Below are 16,947 nucleotides of genomic sequence, written 5' to 3'. Positions count from 1 at the left end.
CTGGCAGAGTTGAACGAGACCTATACACTTTTTAGTGTTATCTATTTTTCGTAAGATTAATCGATTTGTTCTGCTTTTAAGAAGGAGGAAACCAAATTGAAAATTCACCGCATTGATCGATATCGTGTTCGATTGCCTTTACGAATTCCTTTTGAAACAAGCTACGGTCGTTTAACAGAGAAAGCTTTTGATATTTTGTTGGTGACAGATGAGCTAGGAACTCAGGGTATAGGAGAACTAGTTCCGTTTGAACAGCCAGATTACATAGAAGAAACTATTGACACAGCTCGAATAATAATTGAAAACCATTTGATTCCTTTATTGAAAAATACAGATATTCAACATCCTAAAGAAGTCTCAGTTCTCTTTGATGTAGTAAAAGGGAATCAAATGGCTAAATCTAGCCTCGAGACAGCAATCTGGGACTTATATGCTAAACGGAACGGTAAAAGCCTAAAAGAGTACTTTAATGATACTAGAGACCATATTCCAGTTGGAGTCAGTGTAGGGATTCAGACTGACTTAACCAAATTATCAAATCAAATTACGCATTATATTTCACTTGGCTATCAAAGAATCAAATTAAAAATTCGTCCGGGATATGATTTGAAACCACTTGAAATGATTCGGCAAAAATTTCCTGATATTTCAATTATGGTGGATGCAAATTCAGCTTATACCATTCAAGATATTCCTCATTTAAAGCAATTAGATGCTTATAATCTAGCGATGATCGAACAGCCCTTTGCTGCGAATGACTTTCTGGATCATGCACAACTGCAAAAAGAACTAGAAACAGATATCTGTTTGGATGAGAATATTCGAACACTCAAAGATTGTGAGCTGGCATTTGCTTTGGGAAGCTGTCGGGCTATTAATTTAAAAATCCCTAGAGTAGGCGGTATTACAGAAGCCATGAAGATAGTTGATTTTTGTAAAGAAAAGGAGCTACTTGTTTGGCTAGGTGGCATGTTTGAATCTGGTGTGGGAAGAGCATTAAATTTACAGTTTGCCTCCCAAAAAGGGTTCACGTTCCCTGGAGATATTTCAGCTTCTGATCGTTATTATTATGAGGAGATTTTGACTAAGCCTATTGAAATGCAAAATGGTGTAATCAGCGTGCCAGCTGGTTTGGGGATTGGTGTCTCTTTATCCTTAGAAGCGTTATTAAAATACGGTATTTATGACACGATTTATGCTAAATGAAAAGAATCACAGGCTAATTTTTCGTTAGTCCGTGATTCTTTTTATAAAAACATGTTATTTTTCTTTTAGAGCTTTCTCAATCTGTAATCGTTGTACTTTCATCGTAGCAGTACGAGGAATGTCGTCCCAATCCATAATAATTGGTTTGTTTAAGTGAGGTAAATCAGCGACTTGTTCCCACCAAGCATCCCAATCCATCCCGTGTTTTGGCTCAACCGCAAGAATGGGTTGAGGAGAATCATCTTTCGCTCTAACGATGATCACTTCTTGGAGGAAGTCAAGAGCATCAAGCAGATGATCCTCAATTGCCAAATTACTGTCGATTTTTTCAATCAAATCAACTTGCCGATCTTTCAAGAATAAATGTCCGTTTTCATCCATAAAACCATAATCGCCACTATCCCACCAAGGACCAAAAACAGTTGCTTGGAAACGGTTATCTTCTTTGTAATAGGTGAGGGCACGTCCTTTAGATAAAAATTGGATATGTCCATCTGTCATAGCTGGTAAAACCTTACCAGCTTTGTCTGCGATCCGCGCTTCAGTCAACTCGTTCAAACCAACGCCCATATCACGAGCATCTGATGTTTTTAGAGACGCTAAAGTATGAGCTTTTAGGATCATTGGACCACATTCACTTTGCCCATATACTTGAAGAAAGATTGGATCATTTTTCTCTGAAGCTTTTAAGAAACTGCCCATTGTCGCATTATTGATTGCATCAAATGTAGAATGGTAATAGCGTACACTTGTGAAAGACTCTGGTTGTCTTTTCGCTAGAGATGTCCATTGAACAAAATTATTTGGATGGGTTTCAAGCGCAATCGGCTTGTATTTTATAAGCATTTTAGCAACAGAATCACTATTTGAAATCGATAACGGCATCATCGGAAATCCCATCGCCATTAATGACGAAATCCCAATGTTAAAACGAGAGTGAACAGGTGAAATATGGAATCCAACAAGTTTTTTATCAGCAATTTTTGTGAAAATCGTTTTTTGCCATTTTGTGCGCCATCCCATGGAATTAGCAGAGTGACAAATCAATTTAGGAATACCAGTCGTACCAGAGGTATGTGTCATATAAGCAATCATATCTTCTGGTAATTTCACTTGTGGAACTTCTTTAGCTGGAGCCTCCAAAAGTTTCGATACTGAAATTTGTTTTTCTGGGGCACTATTTTTTACCTTAGCTATTTTATCTGCGGTTTCATCATCAAATAAGATAAATGGATTTTCTAAACGATCAACAAAAACCTCAATCGTTTCTGCTGGAAAATGATAAGATATCATTGCGGGAACAGCGCCCAAATAAGAGGCAGCAACTGCTAACAAATACGTATCGAATTTTGAACTTTTAAAAATAATGATTTTGTCTTCCGCTTTTACCCCTAAACTAGCTAATTGAAAGGCACGATGTAAAATTGCCTCATGACTTAATTGATAAGTGTAATTCGTTCCGAGCTCAGGAAAAGCTGGTAAAGGTTCATCATTAATAATGGCAGTTTCTGGGGTATTAAGAGCAGCCTTATGATAATTCGTGTACAAGTTGAGCGGTTGATATTCTAACAATTGATTCAATGTAACAGCATCCTTTCAAACTACGTCAAAGTATTTGTGCAATTTCGAACAAAGATAGTATAACACGAAAAAGAAATAACCTGAATTAGAAACAATAAAAATGAAATACAATTATTTATGCGTATAGTAAAGTAAGACGAGAGTGATAGAATTGAAAAAAAGATGATCAAAAAATTGCGAAGAACACTTGATTTTATCAGCTTTTAGCTGTATAATGAAACCTTGTGAGTAGTCTATATATTTTAGATAACTCTCCTTGCTCTTAGCAATCTAAGAGCCTAAAGTCCATAGGGAGGTGAAAATCAATGAGTCAAGTTACGAATTATGAAGTTATGTATATTATTCGTCCGAACATTGATGAAGAAGCAAAAACTGCTTTAGTAGAACGTTTCGACACAATCTTGAAAGATAACGGAGCAGAAGTTATCGAATCAAAAGATTGGGAAAAGCGCCGCTTAGCATATGAAATGAACGGATTCCGTGAAGGCATCTATCATATCGTTAAAGTATCTTCTCCATCAACTGCAGGAGCAATCAATGAATTTGATCGTCTTGCTAAAATCAATGACGATATTATCCGTCACATGATTATCAAGGAAGAAGTATAACCAAATTGTTTCACGTGAAACATTTGGATTGACGAAAGGAGATGTTTAAATGATTAACAACGTTGTATTAGTTGGAAGACTAACAAAAGATCCCGATTTACGATATACATCTAGTGGTTCAGCAGTTGCGACATTTACTTTAGCGGTAAACCGTAACTTTACGAATGCAAATGGAAATCGTGAAGCAGATTTTATTAACTGTGTGATTTGGCGTAAACCTGCTGAAACAATGGCAAACTATGCGCGTAAAGGTACATTATTAGGCGTGACTGGTCGTATTCAAACTAGAAATTACGAAAATCAACAAGGTCAGCGTGTATACGTGACTGAAGTTGTTTGTGAGAATTTCCAGTTGTTAGAGTCTCGTTCTGCATCAGAACAAAGACAGACAACAGATGGGTCAGATTCAACACCAACTTATAATGCTGGTGGCGGAAGTTTCCAACAACCACAGAATAATAATTTTTCAGGACAAAACAATTTTAATCAATCATCCTCTCAGTCTAGCAATAACGGTATGCCTGATTTCGATAGAGATTCTGATCCATTTAGTGGTTCAGGTTCGACTATTGACATTTCAGATGATGATTTACCATTCTAAACGAATTTGATAGGAGGGAATAAGAATGGCACAACAAAGAAGAGGCGGACGTAAACGTCGTAAAGTCGATTATATCGCTGCTAACCATATTGAATATATTGACTATAAAGATATCGAATTACTAAAAAAATTCATTTCTGAACGTGGAAAGATTTTACCACGTCGTGTAACAGGTACTGGCGCTAAGAACCAACGCAAATTAACAATTGCAATCAAACGCGCACGTATCATGGGCTTATTACCATTTGTTGGTGAAGAGCAATAATATAGAATTTACTTAGAGATCAAAGAACTAGTTCTTTGATCTCTTTTTATTATATAAAATAATATATTCGTTATGGATAATTAGAAAAAGAGTCAAGCTTAATTGCGATAATAATACATAGTTTTCTTTTTGGATGTTTCACGTGAAACATTTTGTGATTCGCAGAAATCCTTTTTTTATGCTAAAATAAGCTTATCTGCAGAACAATGGGGGAGTCTTTATCATGAAAAAAAATGGAATGAAACGGATTTTTGGTTCAGTATTCGTTCTCTTCTTATTAGAAGTAATGCTATTTTTCTTGATATCTAATAAATATATATTTATAGCTGGATTGTTGATTCTTAATCTCATATTGATAAATCGAATAGTATATTTAATCAAAAAAATTGAGATATCTAATACAGAGAAAATTAGACAAGCGAGTACGATTGCAGAAAAGTCATTAGATTATGCTTTTAACGAAGTGTCTGTTGGGATCATAAATTATGATCCTGATACAAAGGAAGCTAAGTGGTTAAATCCTTTCGCGGAAAATATTTTTAATAAGGATGGTCAAACACTTATTAGTCCAGAATTAATAGAAACATATGTAAAACTAGCGGAGAAGGATAAAGACATATTTAAAGTTGGAGATCACGTTTATCGCTTCAATGTTGATATAACGCAAAATACAATTACGTTCAAAGATATTACGGAAGAAAGTAATTTATACCATGAAAAATTAGAAATGCAAACGGCTATCGGGATTGTTTCGGTTGATAATTATGATGATATTACAGATAGCATGGATGAGAAGGAAATATCTTATTTGAATAGTTTTATTACTACGATGGTTTCTGATTGGATGGATGAATATCAAGTTTTTTATAAAAGATTGAATGCAGAGCGTTATTTTTTTATTGCTCAATTAGAGGATATCAAAAAAATGATGGATTCTAAATTTCAAATTTTGGATAAAATCAGAAAAGAATCTAGCACAAGAGAGATCTCTATTACACTGAGTATGGGAATATCTTATGGTGGAGAAACGTTAAGCCAGACTGGTAATACAGCACAGACGAACTTGGATACCGCATTAGTTAGAGGCGGTGATCAGGTAGTTGTAAAAGAAGCTAAAGATAATGCGAAACCAGTTTTTTATGGAGGAAGAACAGCCTCTGTCGTGAAGAGAACGCGTGTTCGTTCTCGTGCGATGAGTACTGCAATTCAAGGTATCTTTTCTGAGTCCTCTGATGTGTATATTATGGGGCATCGCTTTCCTGATATGGATGCGATTGGTTCGGCATTTGGTATGGCAAGATTAGCTAAATTTCACAATAAAGAAGCTTGGGTTGTGTTAGAGAAAAATGAAAGTATTCCAGATGTTGAGCGGGTGATGACAGAGCTGGAGAAGTATCCAGAATTAGCCAAACAGATTATCACGCCCAAAGAGGCAATGAAGAAAAAAACGGAGAGCAGTTTATTGATTATGGTAGATTACCACAAACCATCACTTTCGATTTCACAAGAATTATACGAACAATTTGATAAAGTCGTGATTGTTGATCATCATCGCCGTGGAGATGAATTCCCAGCGAAACCACTACTTTCTTATATCGAGTCATCCGCTTCATCCGCCTCAGAGCTAGTGACGGAATTGATTGAGTATCAAAGTAATGTAAACAAACAGCTAGATAGATTCGAAGCCACGTTATTACTCGCAGGAATCGTTGTCGATACTAAAAGTTTTAGTGTTCGAACTACAGCACGCACATTTGATGTGGCTAGTTATTTGAGAACTTGTGGAGCGGATTCATCTTTAGTACAATATTTATTAAGTTCAGATTTAACGAGTTATTTAGAAATGAACAGTTTGATTGCCCAAAGCGAATATGTTACGCCAGATACGGTTATCGTGACGGGTAGTGAAGAGAAAGAGTATGATAGTGTAACAGCAGCTAAAACGGCGGATACCTTATTATCGATGGTTGGAATCAATGCCGCGTTTGTTATAACCAAGAGGATCGATAAGCAAATCGGTATTAGTGCACGAAGTAACGGGTCGATAAACGTCCAACTAGTTATGGAAAATTTGGGCGGAGGTGGTCATTTTACCAACGCTGCGGTACAATTATCTAATGTAACAGTAGCTGAGGTAAAAGAGCAGTTGCTAAAAGTGATTCATCAAAATATAGATGTGATGTATGATTCAGATTCACTAGGCTAGTTCCTTTAGCTGTTTTGTTGCAGTCGATGTGCTTTATTGTGAAACAGACCAGAAGTGCAACAAAACCAAGAGTTGAGCTGGGTTATTCATTACTATACGAGGAGGAATAATAAAGTGAAAGTCATTTTTTTACAAGACGTCAAAGGTAAAGGAAAAAAAGGGGAAGTAAAAGAAGTACCTACTGGATACGCACAAAACTTTCTGATCAAAAATGGTTATGCTCAAGAAGCGAATAAAGGCAGTATCAGTGCTTTAGCTGGACAAAAGAAAGCCCAAGATAAACATGAAGCTGAAATTTTGGCAGAAGCAAAAAAAATGCAAGAATTTCTAGAAAAGGAAGAAACTGTTGTAGAGCTCAAAGCGAAGGCTGGTGAGGATGGACGTCTCTTTGGATCAATTCCTTCAAAACAAATCGCAGAGGCCTTAAACAAGCAATATAAGGTCAAATTAGACAAACGTAAGCTAGAACTATCACAACCGATTCGGTCACTAGGCTTTACAAAAGTACCAGTTAAATTGCATCATGAAGTAACGGCAACAATCAAAGTTCATGTTGTAGAAGAATAATGAGTGAAAACAGAGGAGTGCCTCTGTTTTTTGCTTTTCATTAAGACGAGCTGAAACGATATTGTCATTGTACATTTCGGCTATTTCTTGTTAAAATAGAAAGACTGAAAAGCGTAATTTTAGCTATAGGAGAGAAAAAAATGAATGAAGTATGGCAAGATCGAGTACCGCCCCAAAGTATGGAAGCAGAGCAGGCCGTTTTAGGGTCGGTTTTTTTGGATGCTGAGGTTATTATCGATGCTTTAGAATACATAGAACCAAAAGATTTTTATCGCCGTAATCATCAATTGATTTTTCAGACTATGCTTACTTTGAATGATCGAAATGAAGCGATTGATGTGATCACGATCAAAGATCGTTTGGAACAAGAAAACTTATTGGAAGACGTTGGCGGATTAAGCTATCTATCTGATTTAGCATTAGCTGTACCAACGGCTGCTAATATTGTGTACTATGCAAAAATTGTTGAACAAAAATCATTGCTGCGCAACTTGATTCAAACTGCTACAGAGATTGTTACAAAAGGATTTGAACAAGGTGAAGATGTTGAAACTATATTAGATGATGCAGAACGTAGCATTCTAGAAGTTTCGGAAAAAAGAAATCGAAGCGGATTTTTATCGATTGCTGATGTATTGAACACCTCGATTGCTAATATAGACCAACTGTATCAAAATGACGAAGAAATTACCGGTTTACCTACCGGATATCCTGCCTTAGATAAAATGACTGCGGGACTACAAGCGGAAGAATTGATTATTTTAGCAGCTCGTCCAGCCGTAGGTAAAACAGCCTTTGCCCTAAATATTGCCCAAAATATTGGGACCAAAACAGACCGCTCAGTTGCTATTTTCAGTTTGGAAATGGGGGCAGAATCATTAGTTAACCGTATGCTTTGTGCGGAGGGTTCGATTGAAGCTGGACACTTACGTACTGGTCAGTTATCAGAAGAAGAGTGGCAAAATCTAATTATTGCGATGGGTAGTTTATCTAGAGCACAAATCTATATCGATGATACGCCAGGTATTAAAATCACAGAAATTCGAGCGAAATGTCGAAAATTAGCGCAAGAACGTGGCAATTTAGGATTGATTTTGATCGATTACCTACAACTGATTGAAGGAACTGGTCGTGAAAGTCGCCAGCAAGAAGTATCTGAAATTTCCCGTCAACTGAAGAAGTTAGCAAAGGAATTAAAAGTTCCAGTGATTGCATTATCTCAGTTATCTCGTGGTGTAGAACAACGTCAGGATAAACGTCCCGTACTAAGTGATATCCGTGAGTCAGGATCTATTGAGCAAGACGCAGATATCGTTGCTTTCCTATACCGTGATGATTATTATGATCGTGGAGAAGATGGAGAAGACGGTGATCGTGAAGAACCTGAAATTGATAATGTAATCGAAGTTATTATTGAAAAAAACCGTAGTGGTGCCCGAGGAACCGTAGAGCTGTTATTTATCAAAGAGTTTAACAAGTTCGCCTCGTTATCACCAAGAGAAGAGTTTTAACTTTAGCTAGAAATAATGGGAGAGCCCAAGTAAGTTTTCATGGCTCTTTGTCAATAGGGACTGATGAGTTGTGCAAAATCAAATCTGGGTCAGAATGAATCTCATTCTGGCTCAGATTTTTTGTTATTTCACTTTGATTAATTGATTGATCAAAAAGATTCTGATTCTCATGTTCTCAAATGATTTAAATCCGTATGATACTCGTTTCATTGTCTTTATATGGGTATTCTTCGCTTCTATTTTCCCGTTAGAGTAAGGGTAGATCATCGCATTGGTAATGCCTTCTTCATAGGTCAGAAGGTTTTGAAGTTTCTTACGGAAGCTGTCATCTAATGTTTCTGGAAGTTCTTTCAATAAGGAGAAAAACAATTCGGACTCTTTGTCTCGAAAGGCTTCAACCAACTCGTGAAAAAAGGGATACGCCACCTTCAGGGGCGTGGAAAAACCAAGCAATCGATCGATCATCATCGCTTCGGTAAGAAACGGATATTTAGGCGCTCGAAAACTTAGCCATGTTTTGTATTCATAATGATTAATGTTTGCACGATTTTTTAACAGAAAGCGCCAGTTCTTTTTCAGTTTTTCAGCCTCGCTGTTTTGACCTGCATTACGTAGTTCTTTCATTTCATGGATACGCAAATCGTTGAATGCTTGATTCATATGTTTGACAATATGAAACCGATCAATCACTAATTTCGCATTTGGTAGAACACTCTTGGTGAGCTGGAAGTAGGCGGCGTTCATATCTGTAACTAAGAATTCTACTTTTTCAGGGTTGGTACAGTCTCGGAAATAGTTTGTTAATCGAGGCAATTTTCGTGTAGGTAAAATGTCAATTAACTTTCCTGATTCGCCATCTGCGCAAATAAAGCTCATTTTATCTTCAGTGGAAGCGTGAGAACGAAATTCATCAACCATCAATACTTTGGGTAGAATCCTTTTGGAAGACTTTGGTAAATAGCTTTTCAACTCTTTCAATGTGCGAATAACGGTTGTCAACGATACCTGACAACTTTTCGCAATAAAAGATAAAGATACTTTTTCAGTCAGTAAAGAAGTAATTTTATATCTGACATGATTCGCAATTGAATGTCTTGGACGGACAAAATAACTTTGAGCGGTCCAATGGGTTTGGCAGTTTTTACAGGTATAGCGCTGCTTTTTTAGACGCATAATCATTGGCATATGATTTTATTGTTCAAAACGTATAATGGTTTCTTTCTTGCCATTTTTAACCACAATCGATTTCCCATTCCCAGCTATCACTGAAGAACCACAATTTCTACAGGCATATGGAACAGGTGAGAGAACAGCATCGACGATCAATGTCTTTGTATTCTGAAAAGTCTCGTAAGAGACCTCATTAATCATTAAATCTTTATCTGTCAGTCGTAGCATTTTTTTGATAGAATCATTCATATAGCATATCGTCCTCTCAGTTGTTTATTTTGTGGTGATTTAATCATACTAGAGAACGATATGTTTTTTAATATCTAAAATGAAAATGGGACTGAAGAATCAATTCTGATTCATCAGTCCTATAAATTATAGAGCCGTTTTCATAAAGGACTTACTTGGGCTCTTGTTTTAGCTGAAATCGGCTTTTAAAAGAGAATAGTTATTAAGGTCTCTAAATTCGCCATACATAAGCACTTCTGATTTGTCTGTTCCAACAAAAGAGAAGCCATTTTTGATGGCAACAAGATTACTCGCTTTGTTTTCGACATCCGCACGAATGCTTAATTTATTTAACCCCATATCTTCAAATGCGATGCTACATACGTGTTTCACTATTTTAGTCATAATACCTTTATTGGTTTGAGCTGAGTGAAGCCAGTAACCGAGTTCGGCTTTTTTATTAGCTGCATCAATGAGATGTAGGTCGATACAACCAATTAGTTTTTGATTAAATGCGATGATAAATAAGCGGTCGGTTCCATTGATGTCCCCTTCTAATTTCATTTTGATATAACGCTCTTGAGACTCATAAGTTGTGGAAGAATCAATAAAATCAAGAAATTTTCTTAAATGATCCCGATCTGAATCAACTAGCTCAAAGAGATCGTGCGCCATTGTTAATGTTGGTTGGACTAAAGACAAAGATTCGTCAATCTCTAAACAAAAATAATATTTCATATCCCGAATATACCTCCTATATAAGTTTATAATGTATTGTTAACGATTATAACAAAATAAAACTTCTTTACAAGGTAATGAAAAAAATTCGTTTTTTTATCTGATGTAAAATAATTAATGGAATAATGTTCGTGTTTTGGTTGGATTTTTTCTTTTCAAAAAAACAATATTCGATTTTTTCTTGAAAGCGTTCTGTTTTATTGGTACAATGATTCAGGACAAAATAATTTAGAACGAGGTGTTCGAATGTCATCAGTTGTAGTAGTCGGAACGCAGTGGGGCGATGAAGGAAAAGGAAAGATCACGGATTTTTTAAGTGAAAATGCTGAGGTCATCGCACGTTATCAAGGCGGAGATAATGCAGGTCATACCATTAAGTTTGATGGTATCACTTATAAACTACACTTGATTCCTTCAGGTATCTTTTACAAAGACAAGATCAGTGTGATCGGAAATGGTGTTGTAGTCAACCCGAAATCTCTTGTAAAAGAACTGGCTTATTTAAAAGATAATAATGTCACGACAGATAATTTACGTATTTCTGACCGTGCTCACGTGATTTTACCTTATCACATCCAATTGGATCAATTACAAGAGGATGCCAAAGGTGAAAATAAAATTGGTACAACGATTAAAGGAATTGGCCCAGCATATATGGATAAAGCCGCTCGTGTAGGGATTCGTATAGCTGATTTATTAGATAAAGAAATTTTCGAAGAACGTTTAAAAATAAATCTAGAAGAAAAAAATCGTCAATTTGTTAAAATGTTCGACAGCGAACCAATTGCGTTTGAAGATATTTTTGAAGAATATTATGAATATGGTCAACAAATCAAACAATACGTAACGGATACTTCTGTTATTTTGAATGATGCATTAGATGCAGGTAAACGCGTATTATTTGAAGGCGCTCAAGGTGTTATGCTAGATATCGATCAAGGAACATATCCATTTGTAACATCATCAAACCCAGTTGCTGGAGGCGTTACAATTGGTAGCGGTGTTGGACCTTCTAAGATTAATAAAGTTGTGGGTGTTTGTAAAGCTTATACATCACGAGTTGGTGATGGCCCATTCCCTACGGAATTGTTTGACGAAACAGGAGAAACAATTCGTAAAGTTGGGAAAGAATATGGAACAACAACAGGTCGTCCGCGTCGTGTGGGTTGGTTTGATACGGTTGTGATGCGTCACTCTAAACGTGTGTCAGGAATTACAAATCTTTCATTGAACTCGATTGATGTATTAAGTGGCTTAGACACAGTAAAGATCTGTACAGCTTATGAATTAGATGGCGAGTTGATCTATCATTATCCAGCTAGCTTGAAAGAGTTGAGCCGTTGTAAACCTGTCTACGAAGAGTTACCTGGTTGGTCAGAAGATATTACGGGATGTAAAACATTAGCAGATCTTCCTGCAAATGCGAGAAACTATGTTCACCGTATTTCTGAATTAGTTGGCGTGCGTATTTCAACATTTTCAGTAGGACCAGACCGTAACCAAACGAATGTTTTGGAAAGTGTTTGGGCACAAATTTAAATCTTGAAACGAGAGAGGGACAAAGGAAGAATTGTCTCTCTCTTTTCATTTTCCTCCAAATAGAAGCCTTTTTTGATTACTTACGAACTTAATAACACATGAGTATCCATTAATTATGTGGTAAAATAGAAAAGGAATTAGGGAGGATTTAAAAATGACATTCAAATTGATGACAGATTCATGCTGTGATTTACCATATACATATTTAGAAGCAAATGATGTTGATTTTATCAGTATGACGATTCAGATAAATGGGAAAGAATTAGTGGATGATTTGGGGAAAACATTTGACTATGACTGGTTTTTACAAGAAATAAAAATAGGTGGTATGCCGACAACTTCTCAGGTGAATGTGGGACGCTATATTGAATTTTTTAGACCGTTTGTAGAAAAGCAGATTCCGATAGTGTATTTAGCTTTTTCTTCTGGATTAAGTGGCTCATACCAAAGTGCAATGCAAGCTGTTGACATTTTGAAAGAAGAACATCCGGATGCTGTAATTTATGTTGTTGATACAAAAGCTGCTAGTCTTGGAGAAGGCTTGTTAGTCAGTGAAGTAATCGAGTTAAAAGCAAATGGTCATTCTATAGACGAAATTCTACTATGGTTATCTGACAATACAATGACTGTTCATTCTTGGGTCACAGTGGACGATTTAAAGCATTTAGAACGTGGCGGCAGGATTTCCAAAGCAGCAGCTGCGATCGGCGGTCTAATGAACGTTAAGCCGATCATTGTGGTAGATGATCAAGGGAAGCTGCAAAATATCGGAAAAGTCCGAGGACGTAGCAAAGCTTTGAAGAAACTGGCAGATGAAACGGTTCAAGGAATGACGGAGCCATTAAAACAAACAGTTTTTATTGCGTATGCTGGTGATTTAGAAAGTGCAGAGAGGGTCAAAGCTTTGATCGAGGAAAAAATTCAGGTTAAAGAGATTCGTTTGCATCCATTAGGTCCAACCATCACTAGTCATACTGGGAATGGTTGTATTGCAGTTTTTTCAAGAGGTAAAAAGAGATAAAAACAAAACACCTAGTACATTCTTTGTGACGGGGTGTTTTGTTTTGTAAGTAAGTATGCTTTTATTTTGAATTAATAAAGCATATTTTATTACTATCTATTTTAAAGACTAAATTTCTATTGGAGGTATTTTTATTGAATTTTTATAGTATAGACTACTTAGAATCACAATCAAATCTCAATGATTATATCAAGTATTTTTTTATTTTTGGTGCATTGATTGTAATGATTATTGCGTTTAGTTTGTATATGCGTCATCGTATTCAAACGAAATATCGAGATTTGAGTATAATCACTTTTTTGCTACTATTGTTTTTACTAGGTGTTCAGTATTCTGACTATACACAAAATCAAAGTAAAAATTCACAATCGTCTCAAATGGTCAATTTTGTGAAGCAGATATCAAAAGAAAAAGGTGTAGACAAAAAAGAGATTCTTGTAAGCTCAACTCAGTTAGTGGATGGAACACTTGTAAAAATCGAAGATAAATATTACAAGACGATATTAAGTACGGATCAAAATTCTTATGTCTTAGAAGAAGCGCACTTGATGAATTCAGATATTATAATTACGAAATAAGTTAAAGTAGAAAGGAAGATATCATGCAACTCTATAGTCCAATTATCATCAAACTTGGCTTGGGAATTATTTGTTTAATCATTCAGATCAATTTAATGGGAAAAGGCAACCTAGCCCCTTCTTCAGCAATGGATCAGGTTCAAAATTATGTCCTAGGTGGAATTATAGGCGGGGTAATTTATAACGACTCAATAAGTGTACTACAGTTCGTTTTAGTATTGATTATTTGGACGTTGCTTGTATTGACAGTTAAGTTTGCAAAAGAACATAATCGATATGTAAAGTATATTGTAGATGGTAGGCCAATCACTTTGATCAAAGATGGAAAAGTTGATGTGAATGAGTGTCTCAGGTGTGGGATTTCAGCAAATGAATTAATGTTTAAGTTAAGAGCGAATGCTATCTACGAAGTTGAAAATGTCAAAAGAGCCGTCTTGGAACAAAATGGCCAATTAACAATGATAGAATTTGGGGATGAAAGTATTCGGTATCCAATCATTGTAGATGGACAAGCAAACTATGATGTGTTGGAATTGATTAATAGAGATATCGAATGGTTGGCTGAACAAGTGCAAAAGGAACAGTACAAAGGAATCAATGAAATTTATTTAGGGGAGTACCTCTCTGGTAAACTAAAATTATATGGGTATGAACAGAATGAATAAAAATAGGATGAGACGAAGGCCAAGAATGCCTTTCGCCTCATCCTATTAAATTATGGAGAAAATTCTTTTCTAATACTCACCAGAAAACAATTCATCCAATTGTTTTTGAACGTCTTTATTTTCTAAGAATTCATCATACGTTGTATCTGCACGGTCAACTACACCTTTGTCAGAAACAGCGATAATACGATTCGCTAATGTTTGAATAAATTGGTGGTCATGTGATGCAAATAAAATAGCACCAGTGAAGGCCATCAAGCCATCATTCAAAGCCGTGATCGATTCTAAATCCAAGTGATTTGTAGGATCATCTAAAACAAGTACGTTTGATTTAGACAACATTAATTTAGAGAGCATCACACGCACTTTTTCGCCCCCAGAAAGGACGTTTACTGATTTCAGGACGTCTTCACCAGAGAATAACATTCTTCCTAAGAATCCACGTAAGAACGTATTGTCATCTTCTTCTTTACTTGCAAATTGGCGTAACCAATCTAAAATCGTCAAATCAGTGTCGAAATCTTTGCTGTTATCTTTCGGTAAGTAAGCTTGAGTGGTTGTAACCCCCCAACGAACGCTACCAGTATCAGGAGTAATTTCACCCATAATCACTTTGAATAAAGTGGTTGTAACGATATCATTATCTGCAATGAAGGCTACCTTATCAACGTTATTTAAAGAGAATGAGATATTGTCCAGAATCTTCTTACCATCAATTGTTACAGAAACATTTTCTACGTGTAGTAGATCATTTCCGATTTCTCTATCTGGTGTAAAGCCAACAAATGGATAACGACGTGAAGAAGGTTGGATATCATCCAAAGTAATTTTGTCCAACATTTTTTTACGAGAAGTCGCTTGTTTGGATTTCGATGCGTTCGCACTGAAACGAGCGATAAAGTCTTGTAATTCTTTGATTTGCTCTTCTTTTTTCGCATTGGCATTGGATTGTAATTTTGCCGCTAATTGGCTTGATTCCAACCAAAAATCATAGTTCCCAACATATAGTTTGATTTTTCCGAAATCAAGATCAGCCATGTGCGTACATACTTTATTTAAAAAGTGACGGTCATGGGAAACGACGATAACTGTATTTTCAAAGTTGATCAAGAATTCTTCTAACCAATTGATTGAGCGAGTGTCTAATCCATTGGTCGGCTCATCTAGTAGTAAAACATCGGGTTTACCGAATAGGGATTGCGCAAGCAACACTTTAACTTTTTGGCCAGCTGTTAGTTCACTCATTTTTTGGTCATGTAAACTTTCAGGAATGTTTAATCCTTGGAGTAAAACTGCTGCTTCTGGTTCAGCTTCCCAACCGTTTAACTCTGCAAATTCCCCTTCAAGCTCAGCCGCTTTGATTCCATCTTCATCCGTGAAATCTTCTTTCATGTAGACAGCGTCTTTTTCTTTCATTACTTCATACAATCGTTTGTGACCCATGATAACCGTTTCTAAAACAGTATTTTCTTCAAAGTCAAAGTGATTTTGTTTCAAAATAGCCAAACGTTCATCAGGGCCTAAAGCAACATTTCCAGTTGTTGGTTGGATATCGCCAGACAAAATCTTTAGAAACGTTGATTTACCGGCACCATTAGCACCAATCAAGCCATAACAGTTACCAGGCGTGAATTTAATATTTACATCATCAAAAAGTTTGCGGTCTGAAAATAGCAAACTTACATCATTTACAGTAATCAATTGTTTTCCTCACTTCATATAGAATAGTTAAACCTCTCTGCATTATAGCGGGGAAACCTTACTTTTTCAAGGAAATCTATTGATATTCATAAAGAGTAGAACAAAAATAAAATTAGAATTCGTTTTTTTCTTCAAATTTTTCGACATAAATTTTATTAGCGGATAAATATCCTGTTTCACATTTCAAGCGAGGAACTCCCCAACTAGAGAATTCGATAGCCAAAACGTCTACGATTGCACCTTTAGAGATAGGTCCTTTTTTTGTAGAAAACTCAGCAGAGGTGTAATAAAAATCATCTTGAATCATTTTAACCAAACCGGGGTTAGTAGTGAAATAGTTGCTCATGTCCTGTTGTTGCACATAAGATTTATTTGCAGTAAGATAGCCTTTGTCACATTTCAAACGAGGTATGCCCCAATTAGAAAATTCAATCCCTAGAACTTTAACGATGACTCCTTTGGTGATCGGTTCTTTCTTAGTAGAAAATTCAGCCGAAGTGTAATAAGCGTCATCAACGCTCATCTTAATAAAGCTTGGGTTCGTAGTGAAATAGTTGCTCATGTCCTGTTGTTGCACATAAGATTTATTTGCAGTAAGGAAGCCTTTGTCACATTTCAAACGAGGTATGCCCCAATTAGAAAATTCAATCCCTAGAACTTTAACGATGACTCCTTTGGTGATCGGTTCTTTCTTAGTAGAAAATTCAGCCGAAGTGTAATAAGCGTCATCAACGCTCATCTTAATAAAGCTTGGGTTCGTAG

Annotated in this window: 15 protein-coding genes and 1 pseudogene; 11 read left to right on the top strand and 5 right to left on the bottom strand. The window is 36.1% G+C overall.

Annotated elements, in window-relative coordinates:
- The first annotated feature begins 96 nt into the window (after window positions 1-96).
- Window positions 97-1,206, top strand: a complete 1,110-nt coding sequence (gene menC, locus BCR22_RS02980; protein ID WP_069653502.1) for an o-succinylbenzoate synthase — start codon at window positions 97-99, stop codon at window positions 1,204-1,206.
- A gap of 54 nt (window positions 1,207-1,260) precedes the next feature.
- Here menC and BCR22_RS02975 read toward each other — a convergent pair whose 3' ends face one another.
- A complete protein-coding gene (locus BCR22_RS02975) occupies window positions 1,261-2,787 on the bottom strand; it encodes an AMP-binding protein (RefSeq protein WP_069653501.1) in 1,527 nt (508 codons plus the stop codon).
- A gap of 305 nt (window positions 2,788-3,092) precedes the next feature.
- On the opposite strand from BCR22_RS02975, the gene rpsF reads away from it, so the two are divergent.
- The 6 genes from rpsF to dnaB all read left to right on the top strand — a co-directional run bounded on the left by rpsF (window position 3,093) and on the right by dnaB (window position 8,545).
- On the top strand, window positions 3,093-3,395 hold the full coding sequence (gene rpsF / locus BCR22_RS02970) for a 30S ribosomal protein S6 (RefSeq protein WP_010766612.1): 303 nt from the start codon (window positions 3,093-3,095) through the stop codon (window positions 3,393-3,395).
- Window positions 3,396-3,444: 49 nt separating this feature from the next.
- On the top strand, window positions 3,445-3,996 hold the full coding sequence (ssb, locus tag BCR22_RS02965; protein WP_025870561.1) for a single-stranded DNA-binding protein: 552 nt from the start codon (window positions 3,445-3,447) through the stop codon (window positions 3,994-3,996).
- Between the two features lie 25 nt (window positions 3,997-4,021).
- Complete coding sequence (gene rpsR, locus BCR22_RS02960; RefSeq protein WP_010762117.1) at window positions 4,022-4,261, top strand: 30S ribosomal protein S18; 240 nt, start codon at window positions 4,022-4,024, stop codon at window positions 4,259-4,261.
- Window positions 4,262-4,484: 223 nt separating this feature from the next.
- On the top strand, window positions 4,485-6,467 hold the full coding sequence (locus BCR22_RS02955) for a DHH family phosphoesterase (protein ID WP_069653500.1): 1,983 nt from the start codon (window positions 4,485-4,487) through the stop codon (window positions 6,465-6,467).
- Between the two features lie 114 nt (window positions 6,468-6,581).
- The gene (rplI, locus tag BCR22_RS02950; protein ID WP_069653499.1) at window positions 6,582-7,034 is read left to right on the top strand and encodes a 50S ribosomal protein L9; all 453 of its coding nucleotides are present in this window, start codon (window positions 6,582-6,584) and stop codon (window positions 7,032-7,034) included.
- A gap of 140 nt (window positions 7,035-7,174) precedes the next feature.
- The gene (gene dnaB / locus BCR22_RS02945; RefSeq protein WP_069653498.1) at window positions 7,175-8,545 is read left to right on the top strand and encodes a replicative DNA helicase; all 1,371 of its coding nucleotides are present in this window, start codon (window positions 7,175-7,177) and stop codon (window positions 8,543-8,545) included.
- Between the two features lie 123 nt (window positions 8,546-8,668).
- On the opposite strand, the pseudogene BCR22_RS02940 reads toward dnaB, so the two are convergent.
- A pseudogene (locus BCR22_RS02940) lies at window positions 8,669-9,964 on the bottom strand (ISL3 family transposase).
- A 168-nt stretch (window positions 9,965-10,132) separates the two neighbouring features.
- Window positions 10,133-10,681, bottom strand: a complete 549-nt coding sequence (locus tag BCR22_RS02930; RefSeq protein ID WP_069653495.1) for a GNAT family N-acetyltransferase — start codon at window positions 10,679-10,681, stop codon at window positions 10,133-10,135.
- 246 nt (window positions 10,682-10,927) lie between these two features.
- Here BCR22_RS02930 and BCR22_RS02925 point away from each other — a divergent pair, with 246 nt between their 5' ends.
- The 4 genes from BCR22_RS02925 to BCR22_RS02910 all read left to right on the top strand — a co-directional run bounded on the left by BCR22_RS02925 (window position 10,928) and on the right by BCR22_RS02910 (window position 14,484).
- A complete protein-coding gene (locus BCR22_RS02925; protein ID WP_069653494.1) occupies window positions 10,928-12,220 on the top strand; it encodes an adenylosuccinate synthase in 1,293 nt (430 codons plus the stop codon).
- Window positions 12,221-12,374: 154 nt separating this feature from the next.
- The gene (locus BCR22_RS02920; RefSeq protein ID WP_069653493.1) at window positions 12,375-13,241 is read left to right on the top strand and encodes a DegV family protein; all 867 of its coding nucleotides are present in this window, start codon (window positions 12,375-12,377) and stop codon (window positions 13,239-13,241) included.
- Between the two features lie 134 nt (window positions 13,242-13,375).
- Window positions 13,376-13,819 carry a DUF3290 domain-containing protein gene (locus tag BCR22_RS02915; RefSeq protein WP_069653492.1) on the top strand — a complete coding sequence of 148 codons (444 nt, stop codon included), beginning with the start codon at window positions 13,376-13,378 and terminating at the stop codon, window positions 13,817-13,819.
- Window positions 13,820-13,842: 23 nt separating this feature from the next.
- Window positions 13,843-14,484 carry a DUF421 domain-containing protein gene (locus BCR22_RS02910; RefSeq protein WP_069653491.1) on the top strand — a complete coding sequence of 214 codons (642 nt, stop codon included), beginning with the start codon at window positions 13,843-13,845 and terminating at the stop codon, window positions 14,482-14,484.
- Window positions 14,485-14,553: 69 nt separating this feature from the next.
- On the opposite strand, the gene BCR22_RS02905 is transcribed toward BCR22_RS02910, so the two are convergent.
- Both BCR22_RS02905 and BCR22_RS15350 read right to left on the bottom strand, forming a co-directional pair.
- Window positions 14,554-16,185, bottom strand: a complete 1,632-nt coding sequence (locus BCR22_RS02905; RefSeq protein ID WP_069653490.1) for an ABC-F family ATP-binding cassette domain-containing protein — start codon at window positions 16,183-16,185, stop codon at window positions 14,554-14,556.
- Between the two features lie 112 nt (window positions 16,186-16,297).
- Window positions 16,298-16,947, bottom strand: a 650-nt coding sequence (locus BCR22_RS15350) for a DUF5776 domain-containing protein (protein WP_240485845.1), incomplete at its 5' end; no start/stop codon positions are given.

This window comes from Enterococcus plantarum, from assembly GCF_001730295.1.
Lineage (GTDB): Bacteria > Bacillota > Bacilli > Lactobacillales > Enterococcaceae > Enterococcus_L > Enterococcus_L plantarum.
The sequence above is the reverse complement of the archived record's forward strand: the minus strand, read 5'-3'. Positions and strand labels throughout refer to the sequence as shown.

Bases quoted from the DNA above. Each gene is read 5' to 3' on its own strand.
- rpsF (WP_010766612.1), top strand. From the start codon at position 3,093: ATGAGTCAAGTTACGAATTATGAAGTTATGTATATTATTCGTCCGAAC.
- ssb (WP_025870561.1), top strand. From the start codon at position 3,445: ATGATTAACAACGTTGTATTAGTTGGAAGACTAACAAAAGATCCCGAT.
- rpsR (WP_010762117.1), top strand. From the start codon at position 4,022: ATGGCACAACAAAGAAGAGGCGGACGTAAACGTCGTAAAGTCGATTAT.
- BCR22_RS02955 (WP_069653500.1), top strand. From the start codon at position 4,485: ATGAAAAAAAATGGAATGAAACGGATTTTTGGTTCAGTATTCGTTCTC.
- dnaB (WP_069653498.1), top strand. From the start codon at position 7,175: ATGAATGAAGTATGGCAAGATCGAGTACCGCCCCAAAGTATGGAAGCA.
- BCR22_RS02930 (WP_069653495.1), bottom strand. From the start codon at position 10,681: ATGAAATATTATTTTTGTTTAGAGATTGACGAATCTTTGTCTTTAGTC.
- BCR22_RS02925 (WP_069653494.1), top strand. From the start codon at position 10,928: ATGTCATCAGTTGTAGTAGTCGGAACGCAGTGGGGCGATGAAGGAAAA.
- BCR22_RS02920 (WP_069653493.1), top strand. From the start codon at position 12,375: ATGACATTCAAATTGATGACAGATTCATGCTGTGATTTACCATATACA.
- BCR22_RS02910 (WP_069653491.1), top strand. From the start codon at position 13,843: ATGCAACTCTATAGTCCAATTATCATCAAACTTGGCTTGGGAATTATT.